Source organism: Ferroacidibacillus organovorans (assembly GCF_001516615.1).
In the GTDB taxonomy this organism is placed as follows: Bacteria; Bacillota; Bacilli; order Alicyclobacillales; family SLC66; genus Ferroacidibacillus; species Ferroacidibacillus ferrooxidans_B.
Map to the genome: position 1 here is coordinate 101,556 of NZ_LPVJ01000001.1, position 14,111 is coordinate 115,666.

At 55.9% G+C, this 14,111-nt stretch carries 11 protein-coding genes, 1 tRNA gene and 1 pseudogene; 10 read left to right on the forward strand and 3 right to left on the reverse strand.

The genetic code is table 11. The features are described from left to right. Positions 1-174 precede the first annotated feature (174 nt). Positions 175-1,461 (forward strand): transposase, encoded by a 1,287-nt coding sequence (locus tag ATW55_RS16490; protein ID WP_201024900.1) that lies wholly within the window; start codon positions 175-177, stop codon positions 1,459-1,461. A 235-nt stretch (positions 1,462-1,696) separates the two neighbouring features. Here ATW55_RS16490 and ATW55_RS00560 read toward each other — a convergent pair whose 3' ends face one another. Then, the gene (locus ATW55_RS00560; RefSeq protein ID WP_067711004.1) at positions 1,697-2,005 is read right to left on the reverse strand and encodes a hypothetical protein; all 309 of its coding nucleotides are present in this window, start codon (positions 2,003-2,005) and stop codon (positions 1,697-1,699) included. Positions 2,006-2,158: 153 nt separating this feature from the next. Further along, positions 2,159-2,233: transfer RNA gene (locus ATW55_RS00565), tRNA-Arg, on the reverse strand. Positions 2,234-2,442: 209 nt separating this feature from the next. Between ATW55_RS00565 and ATW55_RS00570 the strand changes: the two genes are divergently transcribed. Then, entirely contained in the window at positions 2,443-3,243 is an 801-nt protein-coding gene (locus ATW55_RS00570) for a L,D-transpeptidase (RefSeq protein WP_067711006.1), read from the forward strand. 113 nt (positions 3,244-3,356) lie between these two features. On the opposite strand, the gene ATW55_RS00575 is transcribed toward ATW55_RS00570, so the two are convergent. Beyond that, positions 3,357-4,160, reverse strand: coding sequence for a pyrroline-5-carboxylate reductase dimerization domain-containing protein (locus ATW55_RS00575; RefSeq protein WP_067711008.1), 804 nt, complete (start codon positions 4,158-4,160; stop codon positions 3,357-3,359). Positions 4,161-4,302: 142 nt separating this feature from the next. On the opposite strand from ATW55_RS00575, the gene rpoN reads away from it, so the two are divergent. The 8 genes and pseudogenes from rpoN (at position 4,303) to ATW55_RS00615 (ending at position 14,048) form a co-directional block, all read left to right on the forward strand. Next, positions 4,303-5,652 carry an RNA polymerase factor sigma-54 gene (gene rpoN / locus ATW55_RS00580; protein ID WP_067711010.1) on the forward strand — a complete coding sequence of 450 codons (1,350 nt, stop codon included), beginning with the start codon at positions 4,303-4,305 and terminating at the stop codon, positions 5,650-5,652. Between the two features lie 248 nt (positions 5,653-5,900). Continuing rightward, the gene (locus ATW55_RS00585; RefSeq protein WP_153004955.1) at positions 5,901-6,896 is read left to right on the forward strand and encodes a sugar-binding transcriptional regulator; all 996 of its coding nucleotides are present in this window, start codon (positions 5,901-5,903) and stop codon (positions 6,894-6,896) included. After that, a pseudogene (gene gap, locus ATW55_RS00590) lies at positions 6,897-7,900 on the forward strand (type I glyceraldehyde-3-phosphate dehydrogenase). Between the two features lie 4 nt (positions 7,901-7,904). After that, positions 7,905-9,104, forward strand: coding sequence for a phosphoglycerate kinase (locus tag ATW55_RS00595; protein WP_067711014.1), 1,200 nt, complete (start codon positions 7,905-7,907; stop codon positions 9,102-9,104). Then, positions 9,104-9,901: a triose-phosphate isomerase gene (gene tpiA, locus ATW55_RS00600; protein ID WP_067711016.1), complete on the forward strand. Its 798-nt coding sequence runs from the start codon at positions 9,104-9,106 to the stop codon at positions 9,899-9,901. The genes ATW55_RS00595 and tpiA overlap by 1 nt, the downstream gene beginning before the upstream one ends. Continuing rightward, the gene (gpmI, locus tag ATW55_RS00605; RefSeq protein WP_272867071.1) at positions 9,898-11,451 is read left to right on the forward strand and encodes a 2,3-bisphosphoglycerate-independent phosphoglycerate mutase; all 1,554 of its coding nucleotides are present in this window, start codon (positions 9,898-9,900) and stop codon (positions 11,449-11,451) included. The genes tpiA and gpmI overlap by 4 nt, the downstream gene beginning before the upstream one ends. A 104-nt stretch (positions 11,452-11,555) precedes the next feature. Next, complete coding sequence (gene eno / locus ATW55_RS00610) at positions 11,556-12,836, forward strand: phosphopyruvate hydratase (protein ID WP_067711018.1); 1,281 nt, start codon at positions 11,556-11,558, stop codon at positions 12,834-12,836. Next, positions 12,837-14,048: an MFS transporter gene (locus ATW55_RS00615; RefSeq protein WP_067711019.1), complete on the forward strand. Its 1,212-nt coding sequence runs from the start codon at positions 12,837-12,839 to the stop codon at positions 14,046-14,048. Positions 14,049-14,111: the final 63 nt, after the last annotated feature.

Genomic DNA, 14,111 nt, shown 5'->3' on the forward strand with positions numbered 1-14,111 from the left:
CAGGCCCCACGCCATCTTTAGTGGGCGGTGAAGAATTTCCCCTTGCTGGGTCTAGAATAAGCGAGGTCACGGGAAAGATACGAAAAATATAATTTCTACTGGAAACCGGCAGGAATCGGCAGTACGCAACGCGAAAAGCCTCCAAAGGGTCCATCCTAAGGAGGCGATGCCACTGTGACGAAACAGTGGGTACGGGAGTTCATCCAGTACTCTTCTAGAATATACGGATTGTCTCAAATGATCAAGCATGCGCGAGATGGACGAAGACAGCCTCAGATTCCTTCGTCTGTGATTTTTACTGTTTTGTTGGCTGGGTTCGCACTGCGAACGCCAAGCATGGAGGACTTAGAGCGGCAGCTTCGCAAGGGGCGATTTCAAAAGCTGCTGCCTCGGCATGCACGCGTTCCTTCCCACGACACGATACGATATGCCCTGCGTCAATGGGACTTGGAGACGCTCACCCAAAGCCATGATCAGATGATCGCCAAATACAAGCGCAACCGAGGTCCGCAAAAGGGAACGTTGGATGGGTGGCGCGTAGTGGCGGTCGATGGGGTGGAACTGTTCAATAACACGTGCCATTCGTGCAAAGATTGCCTGACCCGCTTCCACAAGACCACGGGTGTGACGGAGTACTTTCACCGGGCGGTGATGATGCAACAGGTGGGCGCGGACCCCCACATGATCTATGGTCTCGAGATGTTGCGGCCTGGTGATGGGGCGGATAAGGCCGAAGGGGAGACCACAGCCGCGCAGCGGTTGATCCGTGAGACGATTCGTCGTCATGGACGACTGGCGGATATCGCAGTGTTCGATGCATTGTACGCGAAGGCGTCTGTGATACACGATTGCTTGGATCATGCCATGGACGTGGTGATTCGCATGAAGGAAGAGCGGCGGCTGATCATGCAGGATGCCAAAGGACTCTTTGATACACGGCCCGCCGATTGCGAGTGGGTGGAGCAAAGAAACGGAAAAAACCTTGTGCGAGTGAAGGCATGGGATGAACCAGGTCTGGCGAGTTGGCCACAAGTTCGGATTCCGATGCGGATGGTCAAGGCAGTCTATACGGCCGAGAAGACGGTTGTACAGGGCGGGAAGAGGCAACAGGTCACAGAAATCACGGAACGATGGATGGCGACCACCTGTGATCCGAACGCTGTACCGGCCAAGACGGTGGCGCGAATCATGGCTGCGCGCTGGGATATTGAGAACACTGGGTTCCATGATCTCAAGACGTACTGGCACATGGATCATGCGTATGTACATGAACCCACCGCGATCCGAGCTTGGCTTGGCATCTTGGTGATCACAGTGAATTTGTTCTATACGTTTGTGTACGGCCATTTGCACCACTTCCGGGAGTGGAAGATTCCGTTGACAGAGGTGGTCGAAGAAATGAAGGAACAAATGCGGTGGCTGTCAGCCAACCTTGCACGGCTGCTCTGGGTAGGGGATTAAACGAGAAAATGGTGGCGTCGCCTTCCTTCGACATAGGATGGGTTGGGTACAGTGCGCACCGACGAGTGCGAAAAATGTCGAATTAGCAAAGATCCTGAAGTCTGGTTCTATTTGGCATTCGAATGGTCCCCGTGGTCGACCAACTGGGAAAAAGATGCGTGGGGCCTGCTACCGACCGAAGCCACTATAATTGCTCGTTCAGTAATACAGGGGACATGATGCCAGTTAAGCAAATCTATTGCGGATTCTTAACTTCGATATTTGCTTGTTCATATTGCATTGTTGGTGATTCGAAAACAATTGATTTTGATGGATTTGAACCTATTAGTTCGAATGTGGTAAATAAACCCGATATTCTTCCATGAAACGAAACCTTTCCCAGTTCCTTGCCCACGTCACGCTGAGTGACCGAACGGACAACTTTGTAAAGATGGTTGTTCCAACCCAAGACAGTGCCACTGGGTATGGCGTTTTGAGATTGAGTATGGGTTCCACACCCTGACAATCCCAACAACACAATGATTTGACCAATGAGTTTTTTCATTGTTGTAGCCCTCCATTTCAGTAAATAGACGTTCCATGATGAAAATAGGTTACGTAGTTTAGATTGGGTGCTTAAGAGGTTCTTTTCTGAGGGCAAGTATACAAAAAAGCCGCTCCGAAGTGGGAGTGGCTATCTTCTTGGAATGTGCTTTTGTGGTGCGCCCGAAGGGAATCGAACCCCTACCTCAGGCTCCGGAGGCCTACGTCCTATCCATTGGACCACGGGCGCATGATTTTGATGCAACAAATGAAGTATACAGGGATGAAGAGGGCAACGCAACTAATGGGGAGTGGTGCGTGAATTGGTGGGGCACGAATCGAACTGCGGATTCGTTATTTGTTCATGGTGTGGTGGTGTTTGGCAGGTTGGTTCACTTTACGAGGTGAAGGATTTAGCGTAGATTAGGGTTGGGAGGGATTGGCTTGAGGATGCGATCCATGTTAACAGGATTGGCGACTGTGATTGTACTGGGTACGGTGGCTGGGGTCGCAGTAAAGAATCCATCGGTTCTCCATGCAGGGACATCTGCGATTGGAAATGTGCTAGGAAAAATCACTGGGCATGCGGCGCAAAGTGTATCGGGGGTTCGTGCGCTGTCGCACCCGAAAACGGCAGCCGCCAAAAACCTTGTCACGACAAACAATGCACCGCCGCCGACTCCGGTTGTCATTGATGGTGTGAGCATGCGGTATAACCCCTATAAACCTTCCGATGGGGCATACCCCAGTTTGGCCGGGGTTAAGCATTTATGGATTGACGTGAGCGTCGATCAACAACTCGTGTATATCATGAATGGAAACCATGTTTTGTATACGATGGTAACATCGACTGGACTTGACACGGTTCCGGGGAATAGCACCCCTCTTGGTGTATATCACATCCAGGCGGAGCGGGGGACGTGGTTTTACGCGCCGCAGTATCAGATGGGTGCCCAGTACTGGGTTTCTTGGCTTGGGCACGGGGTTTTTCTCTTTCACTCTGTCACAGAAACGATCAATCACAAGCTGATACCGACCGTTGCCGCAAAGCTTATGAGCAAAGCGTCGCACGGATGTTTTCATCTCACGATTCCTGACGCACAGTGGGTGTATAACCACATTCCGTACCATACGACGGTTGTCGTGGAGCAGGCGCCTGTCCGCTTGTTGAATCATCAGATCTACAAACCGTCCGCCGAACAGAAGGCAGCCGCACTGACGAATCCGCCGGGTGGGGCAAACGCTATGCAGTCATCTTGATCTTGATACGTAAACATTCCAAATGGAAAACACCAGTTGCTGGAGCGCTCCAGCAACTGGTGTTTTTTGCTGCGACAGACTGTCTGTTGATTGTTTCGGTTAGTTTGTATCGATCAGTGCTGTCCCCCGTCAAGGATTTCGCGCTGCCGTCTGGCAGTGGCGTCAAGCACGCGATCAAAAAGGGACTCATCCATTTTCGTCAGTTCTTTAAGCCCCGCTTCCGTCACGCCGCCGGGCACGGCCACCCGTTCGATGACTGTTGTAAAATCATAGATGTCAGAGGCGACGAGAGTGCCAAGCCCCTCCATCATATGGGCAATAAGCATCTGGGCGGTTGCCATGTCCACGCCTTTTTGATGGGCAGCCTTTTGAAATGAGAGGGCCAGGTGTGAAAAGAAGGCGGGCGCACAACTGGTCAGGTCCGAATAGATGCGCACGTCCTCTTCGGCAATCGTGTGAATCCTTCCAATGCAAGACAGCGTGTCGACAAACGCATTTCTTTGGTGTTCGCGCCAACGTTCGCTGAACATGACGAGCGCGACGCCTGCATTTGCACGTTGTGTGACAGAAGGGATCAATTTGCAGACAAGGCTGTCGCAGAAGGTTTCAAGCTCATAAAGGGAGATCGAACTACACGTCGAAATTACCCATTGGTCTTTGCGGAGCATTCCGCCGATTGCGCGCATCACGTTGCGCAGATCATTTGGGCGAAGACAAAGAAAGATGTGATCCGCGCGAGTGACTACATCTTCTAATGTGCGTGTTGCCTGTATGGTTTTTGGAAACGTGTCCGCCAATGATTCAGCCTTGTCCCAGGAGCGGTTGTAGACCGTTATCGCTGCATTTGGTGCGGCGACTGCAAGGGCGGTGGCAAGCATGCTGCCGATGCGACCGGTGCCAATCACGCCTAGGTTCACAAGGATCCCTCCACTCCTACACGATGTCATCTACAAGAGAATATGCTGATTGCAGGGTGAATACGCCTTAGAGGCTCGGCAGGACTTTTTACCTTTGTCGCGAAATATAAATCGAGGAACCATGCGCTTAGGGGGAAGGCTGATGCGGCAACACGTAGAGCTTGTACTCGCCCAGCAACAGCGGCTTGCAATGACTCAAACCATGCAGCAAGCGGTGGCTATCCTGCAAATGGGAACGATTGAACTGTGGGACTTTACGGAAACTGCAATCCTAGAAAACCCTCTGCTAGAGTGGGCGCAGGATGACTTGCGCGCACAATTTGAACAATCCCTTGCGACAACCAAGCGCGAGTGGCGAGAGCGTCAGCGACTTCGCGGCCTTGGACAGCGCGAAGACGCCGCGTCTCTCTTAAAAGATGAGCGCGTGACGTCACTCGCGGGTGCGCTTCGTGAGCAAGTAGGGTTCCTTGCGATTCACGAGCGGACTGCGCGCATCTTGCGCGGATTGATTGATTGTTTGGATGAGCGTGGCTATCTTGAATTGACGACGGCCGAACTGGCGTCCGCTTTTCACGCGTCAGAGCTAGAGATTGAATCGGCGCGCTCAATTTTGCAGGGCTTTGAACCACGCGGTGTCGGTGCGCGCGATTTGCGGGAGTGTCTCGTTTTGCAGCTTCTGGACCGGCCGTCAAGCGATGTGCGCACGCTTGCGATTGAGCTTGTGAACAGCCATCTCGCGACACTCGCGGAATCCGGTTATGCCAAAGGCCTCGCGCGTCAACTGAAAACAACGGCGGACCGCGTGGAGGAGGCGGTTGCGATGATTCGCACCACCGATCCGCGGCCAGGGTTGCGATACACACAGAATGAAACCGGATACATTGTGCCGGATGTGAGTGTGGTCCATGTCGGTTCACATTATGTCACAGTCGTCAATGATTGGGCGGTTCCGTCGCTTCGCATCTCGCAGATGTATGAAACATGTCTCAAGCGGGGCACGCGAGAAGATCAGGAGTATCTGAAGCGACAGTGGATGGAGGCAAAAACGCTGATTCGCAGCATTGATGCGCGGCAGCGAACCCTTCAGCGCGTTTGTGATCTGATGGTCGAGTACCAGGAGGATTTTTTTCATCAAGGGCCGTCTGGACTTCGCCCGCTCACCATGAAGGCGGTGGCAGATGCACTTCATCTGCACGTTTCGACGGTGAGCAGGACAGTTGCCGGAAAGTATATACAGACACCGCGGGGGACGGTGGAACTGCGGCGATTTTTTGTAAACGGTCTTCCTTCAGCGCAGGGAGATGACATTTCATCGACCCAGTTGCAAGGGATGATCCGCCGGATGATTGAGCAGGAACACAGCGCGCAACCGCTTTCTGATCGGGAAATCGCGGAACGTCTTTTTGCGATGGGCAATCAAGTCTCTCGTCGCACGGTTGCCAAGTACCGTGAGGAGATGGGTTTTAAAGCGTCGTCGCGCAGAAAACGTTAAGACGCTGAGACCGCGTGCGCTCGAATGTGCCGTTGTGTATCCTTTGTCACATGGTGTTGCTGTCCTTTCGTCTTTTCTTTTTTAGGATCCGCCATGTTGCGGGTCCTTTTTGACTTGCGCCAAAGGAAAAGGAAACGTATAGTAAAGGTGATCCGGGACTCTTTTTGTCTCTGCGGGACGTGTTTTGTCCCGAAAGCTGAGGGACGGGGGCGGTTTTTATCGATTCACTCCTTGTGAGTCAGCGCCTTGTGCCAGAATTGACCGAAAAGGTCAGGACGCGCTATCGCGTGCTAAAGCGCATTGAACTTCACCAGCCTGTAGGGCGGCGAACGCTTGCACATGTGCTTGGCGTATCAGAGCGCGTTCTTCGCGCGGACGTGGAAGTCTTTAAGGAACAGGGACTGATTGAGGTGGGGCCGCTTGGCACGTCGATTACTGAGTCTGGGATTGACGTGTTGCACGCGCTTGATCCGATCATGAAGACACTGGATGGCCGGGCAGAAATGGAGCTCTCTCTTGCCGAGCATCTTGGTATCGCGCGTGTCGTCGTCGTCTCAGGGGACAGTGAGCAAAGCGAGGATGTCATGCGCGATGTCGGACAGGCAGCGGCCCACGTCTTGCGCACGTTTTTGCACCCCCCATGTACGGTGGCTGTCACAGGCGGGTCGTCGCTTGCGATGCTCGCCGAGTTAATGCCACAGGCGACCTCTACCCAGGATGTGGAAGTTGTCCCTGCGCGCGGTGGATTGGGTGAGCGGCACGAACTGCTCGCAAACACCATCGCTTCGCAATTGGCCGCCCGCCTCGGTGGGAGATACCGCATGTTTCACGTCCCCGAGTCGCTCAGCCGGACGACGGCAGAACGTCTTGCGCAGGAGCCGACGATCGCTGAGATGATCGATCGGATCCGCGGCGCGAACCTCGTTGTGCACGGGATCGGCGATGCGCTCACGATGGCGATGCGGCGTGGTCTTGACGAAGAGACGGTGTCACACCTCACGGTACGCGGCGCTGTCGCGGAAGCGTTTGGATACTTTTTTGACGCAGAAGGGCACATTGTGCACATGATGAACACGGTGGGACTGAAGCTTGAAGATCTCACCGGCGAAAAAATGGTCATTGGCGTCGCCGGCGGACGGGCCAAGGGACCTGCCATTGAAGCAGTTGCACACGCTTATCGCATGGACGCGCTGGTGACGGATGAGGGAGCGGCGCGCGCCATTTTAAAAAAAGGAGAATGGTAAATGGGAGTCAAGGTTGGCATTAACGGGTTTGGCCGCATCGGCCGTAATGTGTTTCGCGCAGCGTTTGATCGCAAGGATGTCGAGATTGTCGCGGTGAATGATTTGACGAACGCCGAGACGCTTGCCATGCTTCTTCAGTATGATTCCGTACACGGGAAATTCCCGTATGAAGTAACAGCGGACGGATCGGATTTGATCGTAAACGACCGTCGCATTCGTGTGTTTTCCGAGCGCGATCCAGGAAATTTGCCGTGGGCGAGTGTCGGCGTCGAGATCGTGATTGAGTCGACGGGTATCTTTACGGAAAAATCAAAAGCAGAGGTGCACATCACCAAAGGCGGCGCGAAAAAGGTGATCATCTCGCGCCCGCCACCAATGAAGACATCACGATCGTCATGGGCGTCAACCATGACAAGTATGACGCGGCGTCCCATCATGTCATCTCAAACGCCTCTTGTACCACAAACTGTCTCGCGCCGATCGCGAAAGTGCTGCATGAGAAGTTTGGCATCATTCACGGCCTGATGACCACGGTTCACTCGTATACGAATGACCAACAGATCCTCGATCTTCCGCACAAAGACTTGCGTCGCGCGAGGGCGGCCGGACTCTCGATCATCCCAACTTCGACGGGAGCCGCCAAAGCCGTTTCGCTCGTGCTTCCAGAACTCAAAGGGAAACTCAACGGATTTTCGATGCGTGTACCGACGCCAAATGTCTCAGTGGTCGACTTAACGGCAGAACTCGCGCGTGAGGTGACCGTCGATGAGGTGAACGATGCGCTGCTTGCCGCCACAAAAGAAGGATCCCTCGTCGGATACCTCGACTACACGGATAAACCACTCGTTTCCAAAGACTTCAACGGCGATCCGCACTCCTCAGTAGTCGACGCGCTCTCGACGATGGTGATTGAGGGTACGATGGTCAAAGTGGTGTCCTGGTATGACAATGAGTGGGGCTACTCCAATCGCGTCGTCGATCTGGTTGCATACGTTTCGAGGTGATTTTATGAGTGAAAACAGTTCGTTTCAGACGCTTAGCGATGTGAATCCAAGAGGGCTGCGCGTGTTTGTGCGCGCAGACTTCAACGTGCCGATGGAACATGGTGTCATCACGGATGACACGCGGATTCGCGCGGCGCTCCCGACGATCAGGGAGCTTGTCGAACGCGGCGGGCGTGTCATTCTGGCGTCGCATCTCGGACGTCCAAAGGGAAGGGAAGACGCAGCGTACTCCCTCGCCCCAGTTGCCGCAAGACTCGCTGATTACCTGAAGCAGCCTGTTGTGTTTAGCAAAGAGAGCACGGGACCAGAAGCAGAGGCGGCGGTGAATGCGCTTCGCGAGGGAGAGGTGCTTCTTCTTGAAAACGTGCGGTTTCACGCGGGCGAAGAAAAGAATGATCCGGAACTGGCCGAGCGTTTCGCTGCACTCGCCGATTTGTACGTAAATGACGCATTCGGCGCGGCACATCGCGCGCATGCCAGCACTGCCGGGATTACCGCCCATCTGAGGGCGGTGGCGGGACGACTGATGGAGCGCGAACTGCGCGTCATGGGCGCGGCGCTGCAAAACCCGGAGCGACCGTTTACCGCGATTATCGGAGGCGCCAAGGTCAGCGACAAAATCAAGGTGATCGAGAATCTGCTCGAAAAAGTGGACTTTCTTCTAATCGGCGGCGGAATGGCCAATACCTTCTTGCTCGCGCAGGGGTACGCAGTCGGCAAGTCGCTTGTTGAAACCGATCTCGTTTCAACGGCGCGCGCGCTGATCCGCAAAGCGGAAGGATCCGGCAAGTCTCTGCTGCTTCCAACGGACTTGATCGTTGCAACACGCTTTGCCGCAGACGCTGATCACCGCGTCGCAGCGCTTGACGCTGTAAGGGAAGAAGAGATGGCGCTTGACATCGGACCTGAAACGATTGCCCGCTATCGTGCGGCAGTCGCTGCGTCACGCACAGTCATCTGGAACGGCCCGATGGGCGTCTTTGAGATGGATGCCTTCTCACACGGAACGCGCGCGATCGCGCAGGCGATGGCAGAAGTGGCCGGGACGACGATCATTGGCGGCGGTGACTCTGTTGCGGCGATCGAGAAAGTGGGGCTTGCGGAGCGCATGACGCACATCTCGACAGGTGGCGGCGCATCGCTTGAGTTCTTGGAAGGCCGTGTATTGCCTGGTGTCGAGTCGCTGGCAAGGAGGAGTTCCTGATGCGCACACCGCTGATTGCAGGAAACTGGAAGATGTACAAGACGCGGCAAGAAGCGTTCGCGTTTGTTGACGCGCTAAAAAATTTGTTGGCGTCGATCGATCAAAAGCGTGTCGAAGGGATGATTTTTGCACCCTATCTCGCGCTGGTCGGATTGGCCGACGCACTCGCGGGTACTGGCATTCACGTTGGCGCGCAGAATGTGCATCAAGCCAAAGAGGGAGCGCACACAGGCGAGGTCTCGCTTGGAATGCTCCGCGAGGTGGGCGTCGAGTCGGTCATTCTCGGGCACTCTGAGCGGCGCGCCGACTGTGGTGAAACAGATCAGGCGGTGGCTGAAAAAACAGAGGCCGTCTTGCTTGCGGGGCTCACGCCGATCGTCTGTGTCGGTGAGACACTCGAGCAACGCGAAGCAGGACAAACGGTGGCAGTCATCTCGGCGCAAGTAAACGCGGTGGTCGAGCATCTGACGCGCGCAAACGCACCGGAAGAACTTGCCTCAAAGCTAGCGCGCCTGGTGTTTGCCTACGAGCCGATCTGGGCGATCGGGACAGGCAAAACAGCGTCAGTGTCTGACGCGACGGGTGTCATCTCAGGGATCCGTTCAACGCTCACGCGTGTCCTTGACAATCGCGCAGAAGCGGTGCGCATTCTGTATGGCGGCAGTGTCAAACCGGAGAATCTCGGGGGCTTTCTCGCCGAAAAAGATATTGACGGGGCGTTGGTTGGCGGCGCGAGCCTCGCACCGGACTCTTATGCGGCACTGCTCTCCGTCGCGGCGGAGGCGAATGCGTCGTGACAGGTAAAACCCGCGTGACGCCGCTTGCGCTGATTATCCTCGACGGGTTTGGCTTGACAGACGAACTGCGGGGCAATGCAGTCGCCGCTGCGCATAAACCGAACTTTGACCGCCTCGCAAAAACGTATCCGTTTACGACATTGCGCGCAAGCGGGGAGGCGGTGGGACTTCCCGAAGGGCAAATGGGCAACTCGGAAGTCGGTCATTTGAATCTCGGCGCAGGCCGCGTGGTGTACCAAGATCTGACGCGGATCACAAAGTCGATTCGCGATGGCGACTTTATGGAAAATAAAGCTTTTCAAAGCCTCGCGGCGCATCTGCGGACAAAACAGCGTGCGCTTCATCTCTGTGGGCTTCTCTCGGATGGCGGAGTACATAGTCACATCGACCATCTGTTTGCACTGCTTGCGTTTGCCAAGAGAGAAAGGCTTGAGCGTGTGTACGTTCACGCATTCCTTGACGGACGCGACGTTCTCCCGACGACTGGCGTCTCTTTTTTGCGCGCACTAAAGGCGCGCATGAGCGAACTTGGTGTCGGGCAGATCGCGACGGTGCAAGGCCGCTATTACGCGATGGATCGCGATCGCCGCTATGAGCGCACAGAAAAAGCGTATCGCGCTATGGTGGACGGCGTGGGGGAGCGCGTGGCGGATCCAGTTGCCGCCGTTGAGATGAGCTATGCGCGGGGGGTCACGGATGAGTTTGTTTTGCCGCTCGTCGTTGTAAATGATCAGGATGTACCTGTCGCGACGATTCAAGAGGACGACGGCGTGCTCATGTTCAATTTTCGTCCTGACCGCGCGGTGCAGATCAGTCAGGCGTTTGCGAAGGACGATTTTGCGGGATTTGACCGCGGCGCGGCGCGTCCGCATACGCAATTTGTGAGTATGACGCATTACAGTGACACAGTCGGCGGAACCGTGGCGTTCACACCGACGAAGCTTGAGAATACGCTTGGGGATGTCTTGGCGCAGCATCAGCTTCGCCAGTTGCGCCTCGCTGAAACGGAAAAGTTTCCTCACGTCACATCGTTTTTTAGCGGGGGCCGCGAAGAAAAATTTGGGCTTGAAGAGCGTGTGCTCATTCCGTCGCCAAAGGTTGCAACGTATGACTTGCAGCCGGAGATGAGCGCGGAGCAGGTGGCTGACGCGGCGGTTGCGCATATCAAAGAACGTGCGACCGATGTGATCATCCTGAATTTCGCAAACCCGGATATGGTCGGCCACTCAGGGATTATGGAGGCGGCGGTGCGCGCTGTCGAAGCGGTTGACATCTGTCTTGGCTACGTCACGGACGCGCTCTTTGCGGCGGGCGGTGCGGCGATTGTGATTGCCGATCACGGAAATGCCGAAGTGATGATCGATCTCGCGTCAGGCGGGCCATGCACCACGCATACGACAAACCCCGTACCGTGCATCATCACACTACCGGGGTTGACGCTGCGCGCGGATGGCATCCTCGCGGATGTCGCGCCGACGATGCTCGATTTGCTCGCGCTTTCAAAACCGCAGGAAATGACCGGTTCATCGATCATCGCTTCATCGAAATAGACGCTGACATGGCGCTTTCGCGCCACCGTCTACGTGAGAAATAATTGGCAACGCTATTTTTTCGAGTTCGTTCGTTTTCCATTTCATGTTTTGGAGGTCTGACAATGCTTATTTATGATGTCGCCGCGCGTGAAGTGCTCGATTCGCGAGGCAATCCGACTGTGGAAGTGGAAGTGTTGCTAGAGAGCGGTGAGCGCGGACGGGCGATTGTCCCTTCCGGCGCGTCAACGGGTGCGCACGAGGCGGTAGAACTGCGTGACGGCGACGCGACCCGCTATCTCGGCAAAGGTGTGGCGCAGGCAGTCGCCAATGTCGAAGATGTGATTGCGCCAGAGATCGCGGGGATGGATGCGACCGATCAGATTGGGGTCGATCGCATGCTCATCGAGCTTGACGGCACGGAGAACAAGGGCAAGCTCGGCGCAAACGCCATTCTTGGCGTCTCGCTCGCCGTCGCGCGCGCGGCGGCCACGGCGCTTGAACTGCCGCTTTACGCATACCTCGGCGGCGTGAACGCAAAGACCCTGCCTGTCCCGATGATGAACATCCTGAATGGCGGGAAGCATGCAGACAACACGGTGGATATCCAGGAGTTCATGGTTATGCCCATCGGCGCGCCAAGCTTTAAAGAGGGCTTGCGCATGGGTGCGGAGATTTTCCATCACCTGAAAAATGTGCTGCGCAAAAAAGGGCTCGCGACGTCTGTCGGTGACGAGGGCGGCTTCGCGCCAAATCTCGCGTCAAGCGAAGAGGCGCTGCAGGTAATCCTTGAGGCGATCACAGCGGCTGGTTATCGTCCAGGGGATGACGTGCGGCTTGCGCTTGATGTGGCGAGCACAGAGATGTTCAAGGATGGCGTCTACCACTTTGAGGGCGAGGGCGTTACGCGAAACACGGATGAGATGATTCGCTATTACGAGCATCTCGTGAACAACTTCCCGATCCAGTCGATCGAAGACGGACTTGCAGAGGATGACTGGGATGGCTTCGCAGCGCTCACCAGGCACTTGGGCCAGCGCGTGCAACTTGTTGGCGACGATCTGTTTGTGACAAACACGAAGCGACTTGCGCGCGGGATCGAACAGCGCATCGCAAACTCGATTCTCGTCAAAGTCAACCAAATCGGCACGCTCACCGAGACGCTCGACGCCATCGAGATGGCGAAGCGCGCAGGCTATACGGCGATCATCTCGCACCGCTCGGGTGAGTCGGAGGATTCTACGATCGCCGACATCGCCGTGGCGACAAATGCAGGACAGATCAAGACGGGCGCACCGTCACGCACGGATCGTGTCGCGAAGTACAATCAACTCCTGCGCATTGAAGACGCGCTTGGCGCATCCGCCCAGTATGCGGGCCGCGCGGCATTTTACAACCTGCGCTAGATGAAGCATCGCAAACCGTTTGTGGTGGCGCTCGTCACCATGACACTCTTTGGCGCGCTCGACATGATCCGCGGTGTCGTCGCGCTCTCTTTGCGTGTAGAGTATGCGCTGAGTGACGCTCATCTTGGCATGCTCCTCTCCGTTTCAGCGGTGGGTTACCTCGTGGCGAGCCTGATCAGCGGCTGGGTGACAGAGCGTGTCGGCATCAAGCGCGGTGTCACCACTGGTCTTTTTCTCATGGTCATCGGTGTCGGCCTGACCGCTTTCGCGCCGTCTCTTGCCGCACTTGCTGTTGGCTATGCGCTTAGCGGACTGGGTGCTGGCACGATGGAAATCGGGACGAACGCCTTGATACCGCTCGTGGCAGAACGGCAACAGGCGCGCTACTTCAACGCGCTGCACGCGTGTTATGGACTCGGCGCCACGCTCTCGCCGTTTCTCGTTGCGTGGTCACTGCGTGCGCTGCACAGTTGGCGGATGCCGTATTCGATCGAGTTTTTCGGGTTGTTTGCGCTGCTTTTGTTTGTGCTTCCGATGCGCTATCCGCGTGTGCAGCATGCTGCTGCGCGCCCACTGCCGCCGCCGCTTGAGGAGTCGGCGCTGCCTGGCATTGTCGCAGAAGAAGGCGTACAGGCGAGCGCCCGCACAGTGCAGGTGTATCGCTCACCCGTTTTTTACGCGCTGGTCGTCGCCATCACCCTGAATGTCGTCGCAGAAACGGGTGTCGCAAACTGGATGCCGACGCTTTTGCGCCAACTGGGAAATACGTCTGCACAAAGCGCGCTCGCGCTCTCAGGGTTCTATGCGCTTTACACACTTGGCCGACTTTTCATCGGGCCGCACGTCGCGCGCGTCGGACTCATTCGCTCCGTGGTCTACGCGTGTCTCCTGTCAGCCGCCTGTATGCTGATCGGTCAGTTTGGCGGGCGCTCTTTGGACTTCTTTATGATCATATCTGGGGCGTCATTTGGCATCATCTTTCCTACCATCTCAGCGCTTGCCTCCGAGCAGTTTCCCGGGCGCACGGCGAGTGTGCTTGGCCTTCTCTTTACAAGCGCCGGCCTTGGCGCCGCGTTTGGCGCCTCCATGATCGGTTGGCTGACGCAGATCTCAAGCCTTCAACTGGGGTACTCTCTCGTGCCAGCCGTTCTTCTTCTAGGCGCGCTTGCCATTATGTTTGCGCGTCGGCGACAAACCGAAAGCGCGCGTTGACTGCCTGTTCGAGCGACTCTTCACGCCGTTTCTGTCATACGTTAAGAATCGAGTGAGGAGATG

What these genes read in the sequence shown, in the direction of transcription:
- ATW55_RS00560 (WP_067711004.1), bottom strand. Translation starts at nt 2,005, where the DNA reads ATGAAAAAACTCATTGGTCAAATCATTGTGTTGTTGGGATTGTCAGGG.
- ATW55_RS00595 (WP_067711014.1), top strand. Translation starts at nt 7,905, where the DNA reads ATGAGTGAAAACAGTTCGTTTCAGACGCTTAGCGATGTGAATCCAAGA.
- tpiA (WP_067711016.1), top strand. Translation starts at nt 9,104, where the DNA reads ATGCGCACACCGCTGATTGCAGGAAACTGGAAGATGTACAAGACGCGG.
- ATW55_RS00615 (WP_067711019.1), top strand. Translation starts at nt 12,837, where the DNA reads ATGAAGCATCGCAAACCGTTTGTGGTGGCGCTCGTCACCATGACACTC.
- rpoN (WP_067711010.1), top strand. Translation starts at nt 4,303, where the DNA reads ATGCGGCAACACGTAGAGCTTGTACTCGCCCAGCAACAGCGGCTTGCA.
- eno (WP_067711018.1), top strand. Translation starts at nt 11,556, where the DNA reads ATGCTTATTTATGATGTCGCCGCGCGTGAAGTGCTCGATTCGCGAGGC.
- ATW55_RS00570 (WP_067711006.1), top strand. Translation starts at nt 2,443, where the DNA reads ATGTTAACAGGATTGGCGACTGTGATTGTACTGGGTACGGTGGCTGGG.